Annotated in this window: 15 protein-coding genes; 8 read left to right on the top strand and 7 right to left on the bottom strand. The window is 76.4% G+C overall.

Translation table 11 applies throughout. From position 1 onward, the window contains the following. Positions 1–422: 422 nt before the first annotated feature. Positions 423–1,223: an MIP/aquaporin family protein gene (locus ACFYZS_RS32940; protein WP_389020732.1), complete on the bottom strand. Its 801-nt coding sequence runs from the start codon at positions 1,221–1,223 to the stop codon at positions 423–425. Between the two features lie 400 nt (positions 1,224–1,623). Here ACFYZS_RS32940 and ACFYZS_RS32935 point away from each other — a divergent pair, with 400 nt between their 5' ends. From ACFYZS_RS32935 to ACFYZS_RS32900, 8 genes are all read left to right on the top strand, one after another. Then, a complete protein-coding gene (locus ACFYZS_RS32935; RefSeq protein WP_389020729.1) occupies positions 1,624–1,815 on the top strand; it encodes a thiazolylpeptide-type bacteriocin in 192 nt (63 codons plus the stop codon). Between the two features lie 104 nt (positions 1,816–1,919). Then, positions 1,920–4,610 carry a lantibiotic dehydratase gene (locus ACFYZS_RS32930; RefSeq protein WP_389020726.1) on the top strand — a complete coding sequence of 897 codons (2,691 nt, stop codon included), beginning with the start codon at positions 1,920–1,922 and terminating at the stop codon, positions 4,608–4,610. After that, complete coding sequence (locus ACFYZS_RS32925) at positions 4,607–5,782, top strand: lantibiotic dehydratase C-terminal domain-containing protein (RefSeq protein WP_389020723.1); 1,176 nt, start codon at positions 4,607–4,609, stop codon at positions 5,780–5,782. The genes ACFYZS_RS32930 and ACFYZS_RS32925 overlap by 4 nt, the downstream gene beginning before the upstream one ends. Further along, positions 5,779–7,635 (top strand): hypothetical protein, encoded by a 1,857-nt coding sequence (locus tag ACFYZS_RS32920; RefSeq protein WP_389020720.1) that lies wholly within the window; start codon positions 5,779–5,781, stop codon positions 7,633–7,635. The genes ACFYZS_RS32925 and ACFYZS_RS32920 overlap by 4 nt, the downstream gene beginning before the upstream one ends. Beyond that, a complete protein-coding gene (locus ACFYZS_RS32915) occupies positions 7,632–9,581 on the top strand; it encodes a TOMM precursor leader peptide-binding protein (protein ID WP_389020717.1) in 1,950 nt (649 codons plus the stop codon). Before ACFYZS_RS32920 ends, ACFYZS_RS32915 begins: the two co-directional genes overlap by 4 nt. Positions 9,582–9,591: 10 nt before the next feature. Continuing rightward, the gene (locus tag ACFYZS_RS32910) at positions 9,592–11,370 is read left to right on the top strand and encodes a thiopeptide-type bacteriocin biosynthesis protein (RefSeq protein ID WP_389020714.1); all 1,779 of its coding nucleotides are present in this window, start codon (positions 9,592–9,594) and stop codon (positions 11,368–11,370) included. A gap of 39 nt (positions 11,371–11,409) precedes the next feature. Beyond that, on the top strand, positions 11,410–11,991 hold the full coding sequence (locus ACFYZS_RS32905) for a TetR/AcrR family transcriptional regulator (RefSeq protein WP_389020711.1): 582 nt from the start codon (positions 11,410–11,412) through the stop codon (positions 11,989–11,991). 32 nt (positions 11,992–12,023) lie between these two features. Further along, the gene (locus ACFYZS_RS32900; RefSeq protein WP_389020708.1) at positions 12,024–12,824 is read left to right on the top strand and encodes a M15 family metallopeptidase; all 801 of its coding nucleotides are present in this window, start codon (positions 12,024–12,026) and stop codon (positions 12,822–12,824) included. A 39-nt stretch (positions 12,825–12,863) separates the two neighbouring features. On the opposite strand, the gene ACFYZS_RS32895 is transcribed toward ACFYZS_RS32900, so the two are convergent. The 6 genes from ACFYZS_RS32895 to ACFYZS_RS32870 form a co-directional block, all read right to left on the bottom strand. Then, the gene (locus ACFYZS_RS32895) at positions 12,864–13,508 is read right to left on the bottom strand and encodes a CatB-related O-acetyltransferase (protein WP_389020706.1); all 645 of its coding nucleotides are present in this window, start codon (positions 13,506–13,508) and stop codon (positions 12,864–12,866) included. 117 nt (positions 13,509–13,625) lie between these two features. Beyond that, the gene (locus tag ACFYZS_RS32890; protein ID WP_389020703.1) at positions 13,626–14,135 is read right to left on the bottom strand and encodes a nuclear transport factor 2 family protein; all 510 of its coding nucleotides are present in this window, start codon (positions 14,133–14,135) and stop codon (positions 13,626–13,628) included. Between the two features lie 272 nt (positions 14,136–14,407). Beyond that, entirely contained in the window at positions 14,408–16,963 is a 2,556-nt protein-coding gene (locus ACFYZS_RS32885; RefSeq protein ID WP_389020700.1) for a serine hydrolase, read from the bottom strand. 190 nt (positions 16,964–17,153) lie between these two features. Beyond that, positions 17,154–18,263 carry an aromatic acid exporter family protein gene (locus tag ACFYZS_RS32880; RefSeq protein WP_389020698.1) on the bottom strand — a complete coding sequence of 370 codons (1,110 nt, stop codon included), beginning with the start codon at positions 18,261–18,263 and terminating at the stop codon, positions 17,154–17,156. A 112-nt stretch (positions 18,264–18,375) separates the two neighbouring features. Then, the gene (locus ACFYZS_RS32875) at positions 18,376–19,599 is read right to left on the bottom strand and encodes an FAD-dependent monooxygenase (RefSeq protein ID WP_389020696.1); all 1,224 of its coding nucleotides are present in this window, start codon (positions 19,597–19,599) and stop codon (positions 18,376–18,378) included. Then, on the bottom strand, positions 19,596–19,964 hold the full coding sequence (locus tag ACFYZS_RS32870; protein ID WP_389020693.1) for a hypothetical protein: 369 nt from the start codon (positions 19,962–19,964) through the stop codon (positions 19,596–19,598). The genes ACFYZS_RS32875 and ACFYZS_RS32870 overlap by 4 nt, the downstream gene beginning before the upstream one ends. Between the last annotated feature and the right edge of the window lie 20 nt (positions 19,965–19,984).

Here is a 19,984-nt window from a genome sequence, read left to right as displayed (position 1 = left end):
GGCATGCGTGAGCCGCTCACACGGGGGAGAGGGGTTCGTCGGGCGGTGGGCGAAGGCCCGCTGCCGTGGCGACATCACCAGTTAGCCAGGCCGGCCGGGCCCTGGCAACGACCGCTGTTACTAGCGGTCCTCGCAGCGGCGGGTCCTTCGGCCGGGGGTGGTTTGGGTGGTGTTCGTGCAGGTGGGGGCCGGGTTTCGGGATGGGCGTGGGGGCTACTAGCGGGGGTCGTATGTGACGTGGGTCCTGTGGGGCGGGTCACCGGCACAGGGCCTGAATGTCACGTTCTGTGGTGGTTCGCTACGCGGAATGGTGTGTGGGCCGGGCCACTTTCAACGCGAACCGAAGGAAACCGGGGCCTCGAACGCCGCTTTCCGCACCACCCGCCGCAGCGCCCTTCCCATGTCAGGTCGGGCGGGCGGGGTCAGGCGGCGGGGAGGCGGCCGGCGCGGGCCCGCACGAACCGGTGGTGGGCGCCGGCGCCCAGGACGGCGCCCACGACGGGCGCCGCGAGGTAGATCCACAGGCCACCGGTGGCCCCGGACACCAGCGCGGGCCCGAACTGGCGGGCGGGATTGGCGGCGCCGCCGCTCAGCGGGCCCAGCACGGCGATGATCGCGCAGACCACGAGCCCCAGGGCCGCCGGGAACCAGCGTGCGCGGGCCGGACGCGCCAGGAAGAAGCCGATCATCAGGGTGACGAGGACCAGGCAGCCGCCCTCCGCCGCGAAGACGGCCCAGGCGTTCCACGACGGGGCCGCGGCCGCCAGGCCGTATCCGACCCGCGCGACCGCCGGCCCCCAGACGAGGCGGGCCAGCACCGTCCCGGCGACCGACCCGCACAGCTGGGCGACGACGTACGCGGCCGCTTCCCGGCCGGGGAAGACCCTCAGCCGCCACAGCGCGAGGGTGACCGCGGGATTCATGTGCGCACCCGAACACCGGCCCCACGGGGAGCGGAGCAGCCCGAAGACGAGCGCCCCGGTCAGCGCACCCACCACGAGGAGGGCCAGTCGCAGGTTCGCCGGGGCGAGCGGGGAGACCGGATCGAGCACCCAGCGGATGGTCGTGACCACGGCGAACATGAGCGTCGCGGTCAGGGAGAACTCGTACAGGGGGTAGCCGGGGCCGGCGGGCACGCTCCGCACGGGCACCGGGCGGGGGCCCGTGCCCGTCGCGGACGAAGCAGCCGGGGAACCCGACCTGGACATCTCGGCTCCGCTCATTGCTCTCCCTTCGACCGGGCGGCTTCCGCGCCCGGGTGCGCGCACGGTGTGCCGTCGAGGAAGCGTGCTGCACTCCCGGGCCGCGCGGCGCGCGTACACGCCGACGGACGGGGAACAGATGCGGACGAATCCGGCGCGGCCGCGATCGTGCCTGGCCGGACCGGCTTCGCCGGCACGCCCTGCCGCGGCGGCCGGCGCGCCCCAACCGGCCGACCTGACACCGCGGTTGCCGTCGATCCGTGACGGCGCGGACACTCTTGGTGCACCGCGACGCTCCTTCGGATGCCCCGCCCACGAACCGTCTGTTCCCGGGGGCATTCCGCTCGTCCACCGCGGGCGCCGGCCATTCGGCGCCGTCCTCGCGGTTCCGCAATCCCCCCAGCAACGAGAGGAAATCCGCATGTCCGCAACCGCCGGCACCCCCGATTCCAACCACCTCGACCTGGACCTGGACCTCGACCTCAGCGAGCTGACCGTCACCGCGCTGAGCGACACCGCCGCACTGCCGGAGAACGGCGCCTCGTGGGGCTCCTGCTCCTGTCAGGGCTCGTCCTCCTGCGCCCAGCCGCAGGTGGAGACGCCCACCGCCTGACGGCTGTGACGCGGCCGCTCCGTGTGGCCGGCCCGACCCGGGCCGGCCGCACGGCCTAGCCGCAGGACAGCTCACAGTCCCAGACCGCACCACGGGAGCCCGCCTTGCCGCACCCCGCCCAGCCAGCCGCAGCGCACCACGTCGCGCCCGTCTCGGGGACCACCCCGTACGCGCTGGTCCGCACCACGGTGACGGCGCATCCCGCACAGCCGGACGAGGCCGCCCCCGTACGGACCCTGCTCGACCGGCTCACCACCCTCACGGCACAGGAGGACGCACTGCGTCCGGACCTGTGCGACGACCTCTTCGCCTCCCGGCCGGGGCACGACGAGGAGTTCCACCGCCAGGTGGTGCTCCCGCTGCGCCGGGCGCTGCACAACGGCCGCGTCCCGCGGCCCGCCCTGCTGGCCCGCCTCGGCGACCTGCCCGTACGGGTGCCGCGGCTCGGCGCCTGGCTGGAGCTGCGCGCACTGCGCGGCACGCTCCTCACGGATCTGGCGGCGGCCGTCCCCGGCGCCCTGACCGCCGAGCGCTCCGCCCTCGCGCAGCTGTGCCGCTCCCCCGGCTTCCCCCGGGCCGTCGCGCTCACCAGTGCCGACCTGCTGCGCGCGGTGTCGCGGGCCGCGCGGGACGAAGGCGGGCGCAGGGCCCGCAAGGAGGAGCCCTCGGTACTGCGGCACGCCCTGCGCGCCAGTACGAAGACCAGTCCGCTGTCCTGGTTCACCGCCGTGGGGTGGTCCGGCGGCGAACCGCCGCGGACCCCGCCCGCAGGCGCGCCGGCGCCGCTGCGCTCCGTGGTGCGGGAGCACCGCACGCTCGTCGAGGCGCTCGTCGCCGCGCTGCTGGACGAACCGCGCCGCCGGCTCGCGCTCCCCCACCGCATGACCAGCAGTGCGCGGCACACCGCCGACGGGCGGGCCCTGTACACGCGGGACCACACGCTCTTCGCGGGCGGCCGGTACCTCGTCACCCACGAGGAGGCGGTCGAGCTCCCCGCCCGCCCCGCCCTGACCGCGCTCGACGCGCTCGCGGCCGCCCCCGCGACCCTCGACGAGCTGGCGGCCTGGCTCGGTCCGGCCCTCGGCCGCCCCGGCACGGACCCCGCCGTCGGCCGGTTCCTCGGTCGGCTCGTCGAGGGCGGGCTGCTGGTGCCGGTGGCGCCCGTCGATCCTCAGCACCCGTACCCCTTGCGCGCGCTGGCCGACTGGCTGCGCCGGTGGCCCGAGGACGCGGCCCTGGCCGGCCGGATCGAACGACTCGCCGCCGACACCGGCGCCTTCGCGAAGGCGCCGGCGCAGGAACGGCCGGCCCTCCTCGCCGGCCTGGCCGACCGCTGGCGCCGCCTGCTGGCCGACGCCGGCCGGCCCGTGCCCGCCGACGCCGCCCCGCTGAACGTGCTCTCCGAGGACGTACTGGCCGCCGCGGACGCGGCCGCCCCCGCCGCGGGGTCGGGCCGGCTTTCCGAAGCGGACCGCGAAGTGCTCGGCGAACTCACCGCCCTGGCCGAGCTGTTCGACCTGGGGCACCTGATGCGGCGCGCCGCACTGGAGCGCTTCACCGCGCGCTACGGGCGCGGCGGGACCTGTCCGGCCCCCTGGGAGTTCGGCGCCGACACCGCCGCCGCGTGGGAGGAGTCCGCGCGCCTGGCCGTCCTGCCGTCCGGCGACCCGGGGCTCTCCCCCGAGCTGGCCGAACTGGCCATACTGCGGGAGGAGTTCGTCCGGCTCGTACGCGACGCCGCGGCGGCCGCGCCCGACGGCCGGGCCGAGGAGGTCGTCCTGCCCGCCGAGGAGGTCCGCGGGCTCGCCGCCCGCCTGCCCGGCTGGACCGCAGCCCGCCCCCTCAGCTACGCGTGGTTCGTCCAGCGCGCCCCGGGCGCCGACCGGGCCTCCGACAGCCTGCTCTGCGTCAACCACGTCTACGGCGGCTGGGGCCGCTTCACCAGCCGCTTCCTGGACGACCTGCCCCGGGGCGCCGCCGCCGAAGTGGCCCGCGAGATCCGCCGCGGTCTCGGCGACGGGGCCCGGGCCGCCCAGATCCGGCCGGTCGGCGGCTTCAACGCCAATCTCCATCCGCTGCTGGTCGGCGAGGAGATCGGACCCGACCGCCACCGGAGCGCGCTCGCCGAAGCCGATGTGGAGTTGGTCCACGAACCGGAATCCGACCAGCTCCGGCTTCGGCTGCGGGCCACCGGCGAACCCCTCGACGTCCTCTACCTCGGCTTCCTCGCCCCGGTGATGCTGCCGCAGCGCCTCGCGCCGTTCCTGTGCGACCACCCGGCCGGCGTCGTGGACTTCCGGCGGCTGCTCCCCGGCCGCACCCTGGCCGTCCCCGGCGGCGAGGTGCGGCTGACGCCCCGGCTGCGCCACGGCCACGCGGTGCTCGCCCGGCGCCGCTGGCTGCTGCCCGAAGGGGTGCTGGCCGCGCTGCGCGCCGACCTCGCGGCCGACCCCGGCGAGATCCCGGCCGCCGCGGCGGCCCGGTGGCGGGCCCTGCTGGGGCTGCCCGAGCAGGTGTTCCTGCACGCGGTGCCGGAACCCTCCGCCGGCCGGGCCGCCGAGGACTTCGTACGGAGTCTGCGCGCGCCGAAGCCGCAGGCCCTGGACCTGGGCAGCGCCCTGCACCTGCGCTGCCTCGCCGGCTGGCTGGCCCGCCATCCGCGCGGGGCGGTGCTGGAGGAGTCGCTGCCCGTCTTCGGCGGCCGCAGCGGCCCCGCGCACGCCGTGGAACTCGTCGCCGAGACCTACCGGCCCGCACGCAACCCGTCCGTCATCCGCCGAGGAGACACCCCGTGAACGCCCCCGCCTCCGGCCAGGACACCGCCCGGCCCGACCCGAGTACCGCCACCGCCCTCGACGTGGTCGTCCACCACTACGAACCGGTCAAGGCGCCCCTGTTGCGCGAAGCCGTGCTGCCGCTGGCCCGGCGGGCCGCGGCGGACGGGCTGACCGTCCACGTCGAACGCCACTGGCTGTACGGCCCGCACCTGCGGCTGCGCCTGCGCGGCCACCCCGATGCGGTGGCCGTCGCGGCCGGGCGCACCGCAGCCGCGCTGCGCGCCCACGTGGCCGCGCACCCGTCGCGGGTCGCCGCCGACGGGGAGCGGATGCTCGCGCAGGCCGCGGCGGCGGGGCGGGCGGAGCTGATCCCGCCCCCGTACGGTCCGCTCGTGCCCGACAACACCGTACGGGTGGAGCCGGCGGACCCGGCCTCCCTGAACGCGCTGATCGGCCCGGACGGGGTGCGTCTGCGCGAGGACCTGCTGGCGCTGGGCCTGCCCGCCCTCGAGGCGGGCACCGCTTTCCTCGGCGAGCGCGCGGACACCTCCGCCGCCCGGGTCGAGTTCGTGGTGGCGGCCCTCGCGGCCCATGCCGCCGCGCACCCCGAAGGACTGGTCGGCGGCCACTACTCGTACGTCTCCCACCTGGAGGACTTCCTCCTCCACGAGGACCCCGACGGGCGGGTGCGGGCGGCCTTCGACCGCCGCTGGGAGGCGGTGGGCGGGCGGATCTCCGCGCTGGTGGGCCGGATCTCGGCCGGCGGCGCGGCCGGCTGGGAGCGGGCCTGGGCCGACTGGTCCGCCGCGGCCTGGCGGACCGCCGAGGAACGGCTCGCGCAGGGCGCGGACTTCACCGGGGTGCGCACGGAGTACCTGGACCGGGCCGCGGCCCTGCGCGACCCGGCCACCGTCGAGCGCTGGGACCGGAAGGCGCGGACCCGCTACAGCGAGTTCCACCGGCTGCTGCACCGCTCGGACCCGCAGGGCGCGATGTGGAGCCGCCCCGACTACCTGGTCCACCGGGCCTGCACGAACGGGCTGTACCGGCTCCTGACCATCTGCGATGTCCGGCCGGTGGAGCGCTACCTCGCCGCCCACCTCGTCGTACGGAGCGTGCCGGAGCTCACCGGGCACCGGTGGCGGGCTCGCGTCGACGAGGTCATCGCCGCCGTGGAGGGGGCGCCGTGAGCGCCGCCGAAGGGGTGCGCCTGCGGCTGCGGCCCGGGGTGGCGGTCACCCCGCTGCGGGAGGGTCTGCACCTGCGCGGGCGGGACGGGAGCGTGACGCTCGAAGGGAGCAGGGCCCTGCCCGCCCTGTGGGAGCTGCTGTCCGAGCGGCTCGGGCACGGGACCGGGGACGGCGCCCGGGACGGGGCTTGGGACGGGGCCGGGGGCGGATCCGAAGCCGTCCCGGGCGTGGGCGGGGAGGCGGCCCGGCACCGTCTCGATCCGGACGATCCCCGGGTCGAGGGCGCGCTGGCCGCGCTGACCGCGCAGCTCCACGCGCACGACCTGCTCGCCGAGTATCCGGCCGGGGAGGCCGAACCCCCCGCCTGGCTGGGGGCCTCCACGCACCGGCCCGGACCCGCGGCCGCCGCCCTGGCCGCCGCACGCCCGGTGCTGGCGGCGGCCGATCCCCGCGGCGCGCTCGCCACCGCGCTGATCGGCGCACTGGGCCGCGCGGGGACCCCGCCGCGGGTGTACCGCGACCCGGGCCTGCCGGCCGAGCGCGTGCTGGCGGTCGCGGGCACCCCGCCGCTGGCCGTGGCCGTGTCCCGTACCGCGGACGGCGGCTTCGTCACGGCCCCGGCCGAGCCCGAACGGGCGCGTACGGACGCCGAGTCGATCGCGGCACGCCTGAGCGCGGGCACGGGCACCGGGACCGGCACCGGCTCGGCGGAGGCCGGGGCGGCCGCCGGGACCGCGGCCCCCCTCACGGCCCTGCTGGCCGGGGCCGCGGCGCAGCGGTTGCTGTGCGCCGCCGCCGGGCTGCCCGATCCGGCCGGGCGGGAGGAGGACCCGCGGCTGCTGCCGGACCGTCCCGCGGTCCTGGTCGCCGAGGCCGAGCCGCCGCACGCGTCCTACCGCCCCTGGGTCACCGGTCCGGCCGACCCCGGGTCCCCCTCCCCGGCCCCCGCCGGGGACCTGGCCGAGGCGCTGCGGCGCACCGGGGCACTGTGCGACCCCTTCCTGGGGGTGTTCGACGCACCGCTGCCGGGGGATCTCCCCCAGCTGCCCGCCGCGCTGGCGGCCTGCGCCTCGGTGGCCGGGCCGCTGGTGGCCGGGGGGCCGCGCACGGACCTGGCCCGGCTCTCCGCGCTGTGCCGCACGGCCGAACTGCACCTGGGCGAAGGGCTACCGGGCCCGGTGGCGGTCGGCGCCGGACCCGGGCACGCGCTGGGCCGCGCCCTGCGCCGGGCCGCCCTCGGCGGCGCGCTCCCCTCGGGACCCGGCCGCGCCGTGAGCGAGGAGGAATGGCGCGGACATCCGCAGGCCGCCCACTGGTGGACCGTACTGACCCGGCACCTGGGGCTCGCGATGGAGATGACGGTTCACCGGCTCCCCGGGGAGCGGGCCTGCCTGGCCGTCGTACGGGACCTCTCGGGCCGGGCCGGGACCGCGGGAGTGGCCGCCCGCGCGGTGGAGGCAACGGCCGCCGACGCCGCGGCCCTTGCCGCGCTCGGCGCGGTGACCCGGGCCATGGCCGCCGAGCACGGTCCGGCCGGGGCCGTGCACGCCGCCTTCAGCGGGGCCGAGGCACCGCTCGCCGTCGCGGGAGTCGAGCCGGCGGCCTGGACGGACGAGGGGTGGACCGACCGCTGGCTGGCCGGGATCACCGGGCGGGAGCCGGAGCTGTGCGCGGCGCTGGCCCGGCTGACCGGGCTGACCGCGCTGACCGGGCTGGGCCCCGAGCCCCGGCGGCCGGGCGGGGCGCAGGCGGAGCCCGCCGGCGGCGGAGCCGCGGGATCCGCCGGGCCGGTGCTGGCCGCCCTGCACGCATGCGGATTCACCGTTCTGGCCGGCTGGGGAGGACCGCGGTGATCGGGATCACGACGAAGGGATCCGGGACGGCCGCCGAGGCGACGGCGGTGGCCACCGCCTTCGGCTCCGTACCCGTCCTGGGTCCGGCCACGGCGCTGGAGACCACCGGCGGCGCCGCCGTCGTCCACCTCACCTCGTGGACGCTCGAGCTGGCGGAGCGGCTCAGCCGCCACGCGATGGCCCGGCCCGTACGCCTGGTACCGGTGCGCGAGGACGGTGCGCTGACCGTGGTCGGCCCCGTGCTGGAGCCCGGGGCGCGGGCGTGCCTGGCCTGTGTCGAGTACCAGCGGCTGGCCACCGCGGGCGGCCGGGTGCCCTGGCAGAGCCCCCGGCTCGCGCTCGCCGGCACCGGTACCCCGGCCATGGCCGAGGCGGCCCTGCTGCTCGCCGCGGCCCTGCTGGAGGGCGAGCCCGGCGCCGACGCGCGGACGGGCACGCCGCCGGCCACCGTCCACGTCGTCCAGGGCCACCGTGCCACCTGGTCCACCCACCGTGTCCGGCCGGTGGGCGGCTGCCCGGTGTGCCGGCCGCTGCCGGCCGACTCCCCCGCCGCGGCCGGGTTCGCCAGCACACCGCTGCCGCTGCCCGACCCCGCGGTGCTGCGCGGCCCCAACGACCGTACGGAGGCGGACCGGTTGCGGGCCGAGCTGTACGACGAGCGGTTCGGCCCGGTGCGCCGCCTGTTCCGCACCGAGGACTCCGCCTTCGCCCTCACCACGGCCTGGGTGACGGACGGCCGCCAGCTGGACGACGGCGGGTACGGACGCTCCGCCGACTTCCGCTCCAGCGAGCGGGTGGCGCTGTTCGAGGGCGTGGAGCGACTGGCCGGAATGCGCCCCCTGGGCCGCCGTACGGCCCTGCGCGCGTCCTTCGCCGAGCTGGGCCCGGAGGCCGCCGTGGACCCCGCCCGGCTCGGTCTGCCCGACCCCGCCCACCGGGACGCCCCCGCCTCCCACTCCGTCCCGTACCGCGCCGACCTGCAGCTGGACTGGGTGTACGGCTGGTCGCTCACCGAGGGCCGGGCCCGGGCGGTGCCCGAGCACGTGGCGTACTGGGACCTGCCGCGGGGGCCCGGCCGGGCCCGGGTGGTCTACGAGTCCTCGAACGGCTGCGGGCTCGGGAACAGTCCCCAGGAGGCCGCGCTCTACGGGCTGTTCGAGGTGGCGGAACGGGACGCGTTCCTGATGGCGTGGTACGCGCGGACGCCGCTGCCCGCCGTCTCCCTGCCCGCCGACGACCCGCTGGTGACCGCCCTGGCGGCGCGCGCCGCGCTGATGGGCTACCGGCTGAGCCTGCTGGACGCCACCAACGACCTCGGCATCCCGGCGGTGGTCTCGCTCTGCCGCTACGAGGGGAGCCACCCCGACGCTCCGCGCGCCTTCCTGGCCGCCGGTGCCCATCACGATCCGCTGGCCGCGATCCGTTCGGCGGTGGCGGAGGTGGTCACGAACGTCCAGGACTCCGTTCACCGGCCGTCCGGTCCGGGCGCGGCCCGCGACCCGGAGCGGCTTCGCCCCATGCTCCGCCGGCCCGAGCTGGTGGTCGGCCTCGACGACCACGTCGGACTGAACACCCTGCCGGAGGCACAGCCCCGGCTGGAGTTCCTGTTCGCCGACTCGGAGGAGGTCCCCTGGCAGGAGCGGTGGCCGGGCGCCCCCACCCCGGTGGCCGACCTCACCCGGCTGCTGACGCGGACGGTCGCGCGGCTGGCCGCCGAGGGGCTGGAGGTGGTCGTCGTCACGCAGGACGAGCCCGGGATCCGGGACCGGCTGGGGCTGCACTGCGCCAAGGTGATCGTCCCCGGCACCCTCCCGATGACGTTCGGCCACGTCAACCGCCGCACGCTCGGGCTGCCCCGGCTGCTGGAAGTGCCGCACCGGCTGGGGCGCACCGCCCGGCCGCTGCGGCACGACGAACTCCCCCTGTATCCGCACCCGTTCCCGTGAGGACGATCCGATGACCGAAGTCCCGTACGCGACCGCGTCCCCCGCCGGGGCCGGGGCGCCCACCGCCACGACGGCAGTCCTCGACCCGGACCCGGCGGGGGCCTGGCAGAGCCTGCACCTGACCCTGCACACCGACGGCGCGGACACCGACGCCTTCGTGACCGGTGTGCTCGCCCCCCTGATGGACGGCCGGTACGGGGCTGAGCCCGACGGCGGCGCCTGGTTCTTCATCCGCTACCACGAGGGCGGACCCCATCTGCGGATCAGGTTCCGCGGCGCCGCGGGCTCCGCCGCGGACGCGGCCGCCGACGCGGCCGGACTCGCCGCGGAACTGGCCCTGTCGGCCGCCGCGACCACCGCCGCCCCCGGCCCCTGGCCCGGCCGGCACGGGGAGGTGCGCGCGGTGCGGTACGAGCCGGAGACCGAGCGCTACGGCGGCCCGGCCGCGCTCCCGGTGGCCGAGGAGGTGTTCGCGCACTCGACGCGCGCGGCCGTCGCCGCCCTGCGCGCCGTGCCCGCGCGGGCCGACCGGCTGCGGCTCGCCCTGGACCTCGCCCACGCCACGGCGTACGCCCTGGGCCTGGACGAACTGGAGTCGGCGGGCTGGCTGCGCCGGCACGCCGCTTCCTGGCGCTGGGCCGCCGAGGTGCGGCCGCTGCCCGGGGCCGCCGTCCACACCCGGGTCAACTCGGTGTTCGCGGCCCAGCGCACGAGCCTGGCGCGGCGCGCCCGGGCCGTCCGTGCCGGGCTGGACGACGGCTCCGCCGATCCCTGGCTCGCGCAGTGGTCCCGGCAGGTGCGGGCGGCCGACGCCCGGCTGCGTACCGCCGCAGCGCCCGCGGACCGGCCGGACGCGCCGGTGCGGGCGCAGCGCCGGCTGTGGGTGTGGGCCTCGCAGCTCCACATGCTGTTCAACCGGCTGGGGGTCTCCCCGGACGAGGAGCGGGCCGTCTGCCGGCTCGCGGGGCGCGCCCTGCTGGAGACCGGCGACGGGGGCGGCTTCTTCGGCGCCGGCCCGCGCGCGGCCGACTACCAGTACCTGGAGCAGAGCAAGTTCCAGATCGGCCGCGCGCAGGACACCGCCGTACGGAGCGTCGCGCGGCCCGGCGCACCGTCCGGGGAGCGGCCCGAGGCCGAACGGGTGCTCCCTGCGGCCCCGTTGCCGGCACTGTCCCTCGCCGAGGCGCTGCGCGGCCGCAGTTCGGCGCGCGGGGCGCTGCGGGGGCCGCTCACCGCCGAGGAGCTGGGCGGGGTGCTGTGGCACGCGCACGCGCCGAGCCACGTGTCCCGGCAGGTTCTGGCCGACGGCACGGAGCGCGCCGTGCACCACCGCCCGTACCCGAGCGCGGGCGCCCTCTACAGCGTCCGGGTGCGGCTGCTGGCCCTCTCCGTGGCGGGGCTGGCCCCCGGTACGTACCACTGCGTGCCGGAGCGGCGCTCGCTGGTCGCGCTGGGGCCGGCGCCGGACCTCGGCGGGCTCAAGGCGCTGTCCTCGTACCTGTCCCGGCCGGCCGGGGATCCGGACGCCGTCGGGATCGACGAGGCACCGGCCGTGCTGGCGGTCCACCTGGACCTCGGGCTGCTGAGGCGCCGCTACGGACTGCGGGCGCTGCGGCTGGGCCTGCTGGAGGCCGGGCACCTGGCCCAGACCCTCCAGCTGACGGCCGGTGCGTTCGGGCTGGCCACGATTCCGCTCGGCGGCCTGCAGGACGACCTGGCGCACGAGCTGCTGGGCCTGGACGACCTCGACGAGCCGGTCCAGTACCTGCTGCCGCTCGGCCGCATATGATTCCCGGGGCCCGGACGGGCCGCAGACCGAGGAGGACCCGTGGCCCAGCGCCCGGAGCGCGCGGACGCCCAGCGCAACCGAGAGGCCGTACTGGCAGCCGCCGACGCCCTTTTCGCCGCCAGCGGCAGCCCCCGCACCGTGTCGATGGACGACATCGCGGCGGCCGCGGGGGTGGGCAAGGGCACCCTCTTCCGCCGCTTCGGCGACCGCTCCGGCCTGATCGGCGCCGTGATCGCCTCCCGCCTCGAACCCCTCCACCAGGCCGTACGGGAGACGCAGGAGGCGGTCGGATCCAGCCCGCGGGAGCGGGTACTGGCGCTCCTCGACGCCTCGCTGAGCTTCAAGATCGAGAACCGGAACCTGATGGCGGCCGCCGAGGACGCCGGGCTCAGCAGCCCCTACCAGGCCGGGCACTACGGCTGGTGGCACGGGATGCTGCGCGCCGCGCTGGAGCAGGTGCCCGGAGTCCGCGACGCCGACTTCACCGCCCACGCGCTGCTCGCCGCCATCCGCGCCGATCTCGTGGCACATCTCGTCGACGAGCAGAAGATGACCCCCGAGGCCCTGCGGTCCTCACTCGCGGCCTATGTGGACAACGTCCTGGGTACCTGTCCCGCGTAGGTCGACACGGACAGCGAACCGGAACGGAAGCCATGAAGCAGCGAACACCCCTGCTCGTCAGCGCCGGTGCGGCACTGGCCTTGGGGTCCCTGGCCCCTCTCGCCCCCGTCGCCCGCGCCGCCCCGGCGGGAGGGGCTCCGGAGGACTTCGTGGCACTGTCCTCCGTCGACGCCTCGATCCTCCAGGACATGCGCTACGCCACGAAGGTCAACTTCATCGGACGGCGCATCGACGGCTACCGGCAGCCCCTGTGCATCCTGACCAGGCCGGCCGCCGAGGCGCTGCACCGGGCGCAGCAGAAGCTGCTCGCGCAGGGCCGTTCGCTGAAGGTGTACGACTGCTACCGGCCCCAGCGGGCCGTCGACCACTTCGTGCGGTGGGCGAAGGACCTCGACGACGAGCGGATGAAGGCGGAGTTCTACCCCCGGGTCGCCAAGGACCGGCTGTTCGCCGACGGCTACATCGCGGAGAAGTCGGGCCACAGCAGGGGCAGCACGGTGGATCTGACGATCGTCGCGCTGGGCTCGCCGGCGGCCCCGGTCGGGCCGGCGCGGCCCGTCGCGCCCTGTTTCGCGCCGCAGGGCGAGAGGCGGCCCGACGACTCCGTGGACATGGGGACCGGGTTCGACTGCTTCGACACCCTGGCACACACCGACGATCCGCGGATCCAGGGCGCCCAGCGGGCGAACCGGCAGTTCCTGAAGGGCACTTTGGCGGCCGAGGGCTTCGTCAACCTGCCCGAGGAGTGGTGGCACTTCACGTACAAGCCGGAGGCGTATCCCGACACGTACTTCGACTTCCCCGTGGCGTACCGCTCGGTGCACGGGCACTGACCTGCACTGACCTGCACTGACCTGCACCGGCCGTCCGGTTCAGGTGCGCGGTGCGACCGCTTCGAGGTCCCCGATCGTGCCGGACATGACGGTCCGGATGTGTGCGGTGAGGTGTTCCGCGGGCCAGTCCCACCAGGCGACGGCGAGCAGGCGGGCGATGTCCGCGTCGCCGTAGCGGGTGCGGATGAGTGCGGCCGGGTTGCCGCCGACGATCCCGTAGTCCGGGACGTCGTCGACGACGACGGAACCGGCGGCGACGACCGCGCCGTGTCCGATGCGCACTCCGGGCATGACCGTGGCGCCGTGGCCGAACCAGACGTCGTTGCCGACGACGGTGTCGCCCTTGGCCGGCAGACCGGTGAGCAGGTCGAAGTGCTCGGACCAGGAGCCGCCCATGATGGGGAAGGGGAAGGTGGAGGGGCCGTCCATGCGGTGGTTGGCGCCGTTCATGATGAACCGCACGCCGGTGCCCAGCGCGCAGAACTTCCCGATGACCAGCTTCTCCGGCCCGTAGTGGTGGAGGACGTTGCGGGTCTCGAACGCGGTCGCGTCGTCGGGGTCGTCGTAGTACGAGTACTCCCCGGCCTCGATCAGCGGCGAGGTCACCAGCGGCTTCAGCAGCACCACGCGCGGCTGGTCCGGGATCGGGTGGAGGACGGTCGGGTCTGCGGGAAGGCGCTCCATGGCAGCCACTCTCGCAGCTCGGCCCCGGCTCCCGGGGGACCGCGGAGCCGGGGCCGAGCCCCGCGGCGGGGGCGGCCGCGGGTCGTGGCGCGGCGGCCGCGGGGGCCGCCGGCCGCGTCAGGTGGTGGGCGGGGTCCAGTCGGCGGGCAGGCCGGACTGGGCGAGCACGGCGGCCAGGCTGTAGTGGTCCAGGTCGGAGGCGATCCGGCAGTGGTACTCGTCGAGGTCGAGGACGGTGGTCATCGGCACGGCGAACGGCTTGGGCGCGCCCTTGAGGTGGCCGGAGTAGACGGACCGGACCGTGATGCGGTCACCGTCGACGCGGGTGGCGCGGACGGTGACGTGGACGCCCTCGATCAAGGTGTCGGCGCGGGCCTTCCATCCCGCGATCTCCTCTCGGCCGCTGAAGGTGATGCCCACGGCTTCGTCGGTGTAGGTGCCGTCGGCGGTGAACAGGGCGCCGAGCGCCGAAGCTTCGGTGCCGTTCCAGGCCCGGGCCCACGCGGCGACGATCCCCGGCGACGCGTGCCGGCCGGTGTCCTGGGCGGCGTAGGCGCCGGCGGCGGTGGCGGAGAGGGCTACTGCGGCGGTCAGGACGATCAGGGCGCGGACGACGCGGTACGCCATGGCGGATGCTCCTTCGGGTACGGGGCCGGATGCGGATGCGGATGCGGGGACGGGGACGGGGACGGGGACGCCGGTCGGCGGTGTCCATGGCCCACAGACTCGTACCGGGCGGTGTCCACTCTCCAGGCCCTGCGAGGCCGTCGGCTGTCCAGCACTGCCCGCTGCTGTCCACCGAAAACCGGCACCGGGCCGGCGGCCGGGCGCCCGGAACGGCATGTCCGTACCGGGCACCGGCGTGGTCTGCGCCGAGACGCTCCCGCCGAGACGCCCCCCTAGCGGATGCGGGTGACCCTGGTGGTGAAGGAGGGCTCGGCGAGCGCGGTCCCGAGGGCCACGGGGACGCTCTTCGCGCCCTCCCCGGCGCCGACCGTGAGGACTCCGACCTCCGTTCCCGCCTTCGCCGCGTGCGGGGTCCCGGAGGCCCCCGGCCGGAGGGTGAGCGTCAGCTGCTGGCCCGGTACGCCGATCACGTTCAGGTCCTTCGTGGCCACCACCGGGGTACGGCCGCCGAGGCCGTCGTCCACGTGGCCGACGGTCTGGCCCTTGCGGACGACCGGCTCCGAGTCGAGCGCCTGCCGCACCGCCTCGATGATCTTCTTGCTGTTGGCCAGGACGAGCTTCAGGCTGTTCTCCGCGTTGTAGTCCGGGCCGTCCGCGTGCTGGTCCATGAGCGTGCCGAGGATCAGCGGGGTCTCGTCGCCGACCGACTTGTACGCCGCCCACATCAGCGTGCCGCCCGCGGGGGTGCTGGACCCGGTCTTGATGCCGCGGACGCTCAGGCCGTTGACCGAGAGCAGGGTGTTGTTGTTGGTGAGCGTCTTGGACAGCCCCCTGATCTCGGCGCTCGGCAGGGCGACCACCGCGCGGAACGCCTCGTCCTTCATCACGGCCTCGGCCAGCTTCAGCTGGTCGGCGGCGGTGCTGACGGTTGCGGCGTCCAGACCGCTGGGGTCGGTGTACGTGGTGTTCTGCATGCCGAGTTCCTTCGCGGCGGCGTTCATCTTCTCGACGAAGGCCGCCTCGGAGTCGGTGCCGGTGTCCCAGCGCGCCAGCAGCCGGGCCACGTTGTTGCCCGACGGGATCATGAGCATCTTCAGCATGTCCTGCTGGCTGAACTTCGTACCTGCGACGAGGCCCTCGATCCGGGATTCGTTCTCGGAGGTGCCGTCCGCGACGGCCTTCGCGTCGATCTCGATCTGGGGGCCGGCCTCGGCCTTGCGGAGCGGGTGGTTCTTGAGGATGACGTAGGCCGTCATGACCTTGGCGACGCTGGCGGTGGGGACGGGCTTCTGCTCGCCGAAGGCGCCGATGTCGCCGGAGCCGGGGACGCGTACGGCGCCCTGGCCCTTGGCGGGCCACGGTACGGAGAACTGCCCTTCGAGGGTGTGCGTCTGCTCGGCCGCGACCATCCGGGGGGCGGGCAGCGGGCGCAGCAGCTGCCCGCCGATCGCGGCGCCGGCGAGGAGCAGGAGTATCGGGGTCCAGATCTTCACGCGCCGGACGGCGGTGCGGCGCGGGGTCTCGGGCGGGGGCGGGTTGTTGGTGAGCTCGGCCAGCAGATCCAGCGGGGGCCGCGGCGGGAGGGGCACCTCGCGGGTGGGCTCGACCACGACGGGGGGTGCGGCGACGGCCGGGGCGGGGGCCGCTGCGCGGGTCGGGGCCGCTGCCCGGGTCGGGGCCGCTGCCCGGGTCGGGGCCGCTGCCGGGGGCACGGCTCGGCCCGGGGTCCGGTCCCGCGGTACGGCTCCCGGCCAAGGGGCCTTCGGAGCCGGGGCGTCCGGGTCCTTGAGCGCCACGAACTGGCTGGTCCGCTCGGCATCGGTCTCGTCGTCCCGAGCCCAGGACGGCACCGGCCGGTCCTCCGCACCCGCGTCGTCCTGCGGACCGGTCTCCGCGTCCTCGTCCGCCTCGACCGCCGCGCCGTCGTTGGCGGGCGCGTCCTCGTCCCGGGCCTCGCCGTCGGCCTCCGCCTCGGGCTCGGCAGCGGCCTCGTCGGTGGCCTCCGAGTCGGCCTCGGGAGCGGCTTCGCTGTCAGCCTCCGCCTCGGACTCGGCAGCGGCCTCGCTGTCGACCTCCGCCTCGGACTCGGGTGCGGCCTCGTCGTTGGCCTCCGCCTCGGACTCGGGTGCGGCCTCGTCGTTGGCCTCCGCCTCGGACTCGGGTGCGGCCTCGTCGGTGGCCTCCGAGTCGGCCTCGGGAGCGGCTTCGCTGTCGACCTCCGCCTCGGACTCGGGTGCGGCCTCGCTGTCCGCCTCCGCCTCAGGCTCGGCAGCGGCTTCGCCGGTGGCCTGCGCTTCGGGCTCCGGCTCCGGCTCGGCTTCCGGCCGCGCCTCGGCTTCGGTCGGCGCGGCTTCCGCGGGGCCGGTCTCCTTGACGCCGTCGCCGTCGGCCTCGTCTTCGGCCTCGTCTTCGGCGTCGTCTCCAGTCCCGGACTCCGGTACGGCCGCGCCGTCGGCCCCCGCCTCAGGCTCGGGTACGGCGGCGGCGCCGGTGGCCTCCGTGTCGGGCTCGGCCTCGGCCTCGGGAGCGGGCCCTTCGGCCTCCGGCCCGGGCTCGGAGTCGTCCTGGGGCGCCGCGCCGGAGGGGCGTCCGGCTTCGGCCTCCGCCCCGGGCCGCGCCTCGGGTTCGGCCGGCGCGGCCTTCTGCGGGCCGGTCTCCGCCGCGCGCTCGGCACCGGCCGTCGCGCGCTCCGGGGTGTCCGGGCCACCGGTGCCGGGATCCGTGCCCGCAGCCTGGGCCCCTTCCGTCTCCGGAGTCTCGGGAGTCTCCGGGATGTCCGGGTTTTCCGGGGTGTCCGGGGAACCGCCCGCCACCGCTACCGCCTTCATTCCTGCCCCGCCTTGCCACTCACCCCCGGCCGCTGCCGGCCGGTTCTTGCCGAAACCGTCGAGCGCGGTCCCCTCGGGGACCTCGCCGACCGGCTAGATGTACGCCGCCGCCCGTCCGTTCCTGGAACCCGATCCTGTGACAGTCCGGTCATACTCCGGCCCCGGACAGGCCGGTGGCGCCCCGTCCGGTTCACCCCGACGGCGGTGTCCCGCCGGCGCCGTGCGGCCCCGGGAGGTGGTCGGCGAGGGCCTCGTGGGTCAGGTGGAGCCCGGCGCGCAGTACGGCGTCGTGCCGGCCGGGGTGGGCTTCGCGGTGGGCGAGGTCGAGCGCGCGGGCCCGGTCGAGGTCCGCCGTGAAGTCCTCGCCGAGCAGGGCCGAGTCCAGGGCTGCGGCGGTCGCCCGGACGAGCGGCGCGAGCTCGCGCAGGGCCGGGTCGGGGGCGGGGGCGGAGGCGGGGGTGACGGGCGCGCCGGACGCGGGCGGCCCCGGGGCGTCGGCGCGGGACCGTTCGCCCAGTTCCCGGTTGAAGAACTGGAGAGTGAGCGAGGTGCGGACCCCGAGCGCCAGCCGTCCGTCGAGCCCGTCCGGCGCCGTCCTGCCCGCCCGGCGGCCCGGCACCAGCCGGCCCGCGGCCGCCCGCTCGAACGCGTCCCGCGCGGCCTGCGGCCGCAGCCACACCCGCCCTTGCCCGGGCAGCGCCGTCGCCTCCTGCTCCGTCGGTCCCGGCTCCGCCAGGCCCCGCTCCAGCCGGCCGGCGATCCCGCCGAGCAGCCCCCGTACGTCGGCCCGGTAGCCGTCCAGCCCCGCCGCGGCCGACCGGTACGGGTCCGGCGGCCACAGCAGCGGCCCGAGCAGCACGACCACGGCGATGCCGACCAGGCTCTCCTCCAGCCGCGCCAGCGGGTATCCGGGAACGGCGGTCGCGTAGACCATGAGCGCCGTGATGAGCACCTGCTGGTTGGGCTCGCCCGGCCGTCCCATCAGGTACATGCCGGCGCAGCCGCAGACCAGCACGGCGGGGAAGGACCACGCCGGGTCCGGCAGCCAGTGCAGGACGAACGTGCTCAGCAGCACGCCCACGACCACCCCGGCCAGCCGCTGCCATCCCAGGCGCGGCCAGGCGTACACGTCCTCACGCAGGATCAGCACCGCCGGGAGGGCGGCGGGCACCGGCGCCGTGCTCGTACCCCACCACAGGCACAGGTACCAGGACACCGCGGCGCACAGGGCCAGTCGCGCGGCGGAGCGCAGCCGCACGCCGGGGCGGGCAGCGTACGCGACGGCAACCGGACCGGACATGTCGGACATCGTAAGCGGTCCGCCCGACGCCCCCGACGCCATGACACCAGGCGGCCGCGGCCTCCCCGCCGGGCGGCGCCGCGGATCGGATCGGCGCCGCCCGGGCGGGGGCTCAGGAGACGGGTACCGGCGCGGGGCGCAGGCGGCCCGCGCCGCCGTAGGCGCGGGCGAAGGCCTCGCCCTCCGGCCCCGGGGCCGCCAGGAGGGCGACCCGTTCGCGGCGCAGCCGCAGGCCGAACGCGGACTGCGCGGCGTCCGCGGACGGCAGGTGCAGCAGGTCGAGCAGCCGGTCGGAGAACTCCTGCGTCGTCCAGGCGGCTTGGCGGCGACGCCGGTCGTAGCCCGCCAGAGCCTCCTCGTCGCCGTCGCGGTCGCCGTCCCCGTCGCGCAGGCGGCTCAGCAGGGTGTCGGCGAGGTCGGCGACATCGGCCACCGCCAGGTTGAGCCCCTTCGCCCCCGAGGGCGTCAGCACGTGCGCCGCGTCCCCGGCCAGCAGCAGCCGGCCGGCCCGTACGTGCTCCCGGACCCGGCCGCGCAGCCGGAGCATGCCGGCCTCGGTCACCGCGCCCGGCGCGGGGTCCCCCGCCTCCAACCGCAGCCGCAGCCGCAACTGCTCGCGGATGCGCGACCCGGTCCAGTCCGCGGGGTCCGCCTCCGGCGGGACCTGGAGGTAGAAGCGCGCCAGCCGGGGCGTGCGGGGCATCATCCCGGCGAAACCCGCCTCGTGGAGGGCGTACCGGATGCCGTCCACGGGACGGTCCACCTCGGCGAGCACCGTGAGCCAGTCGTACGGGTAGCGCCGTTCGACGGCTCCGTCCGCGTCGGCGGGGAACGCCTGGGCGACCGTACTGCGCGGGCCGTCGCAGCCCACGACGTACTCGGCCTCCAGGACGCCGTCCGGGCAGCGGACGAGCGGGCGGGGTCCCGAGGTGTCCACTTCGAGGACGGGGCAGTCGAACTTCACCGCGCCGCCGCTCCGTTCGAACGAGGCGATCAGGTCGCGCACCAGGAACTGCTGCGGGTACACCCAGTGCCCGGCTCCGCCGGACAGGTCCCCGTACGGGATGCGGATGCGCTCGCCGAGGCACACGAACTCGCACCAGTCGTGCCGGCCGCCCTCGGCCAGCAGCCGGTCGGCGAGCCCGTGTTCGCGCAGGTACTCGGCGACCCGGTGCTCGATCAGGCCCGCCCGGGCCTGCTGCTCGACCTCCGCCCGGCCCGCCCGTTCCCGGACCTCCACCGAGACGCCCGCCCGGTGGAGCACGTTGGCCAGGACCAGTCCGGCGGGGCCGGCGCCGGCGATCGCCACCTGTACGTGGCGCCGGGGCGCGCTCACGCCTGCCTGCGGCGCCGGCGGACGGTGAGGACGACCGCGACGACGACGGCGATCAGGAGCAGGACGACGAGCACGGTGCCGATCAGAGCGGCGGTGCCCAGCTTCTTGAAGAAGCCCTTCTTCTTGCTCTTCTTGCTCTTCTTGTCCTTGCCCTTGTCCTTCTTCTTGTCGCTGTGGGCGAGGGCGGCGGAGTCGGCGGCGGAGTGCCGCGGCTGCGCGGCCGGGGCATGGGCCGGCGCGCTCCGGGGCGCGAGCTGCACCACGGCCGCCGGTGCGGCCTGGGCCTGGGCCTGGGCCTGCGGACTCAACAGCAGCCCCGCCAGAACGAGTGCGGGTACGGCACGGACGATCCAGCGACTGATCACTTGTTTCTTCTCCTCTGGCA

Origin of the sequence: Streptomyces sp. NPDC001903, from assembly GCF_042891345.1 — a bacterium.
Lineage (GTDB): Bacteria > Actinomycetota > Actinomycetes > Streptomycetales > Streptomycetaceae > Streptomyces.
The sequence above is the reverse complement of the archived record's forward strand: the minus strand, read 5'-3'. Positions and strand labels throughout refer to the sequence as shown.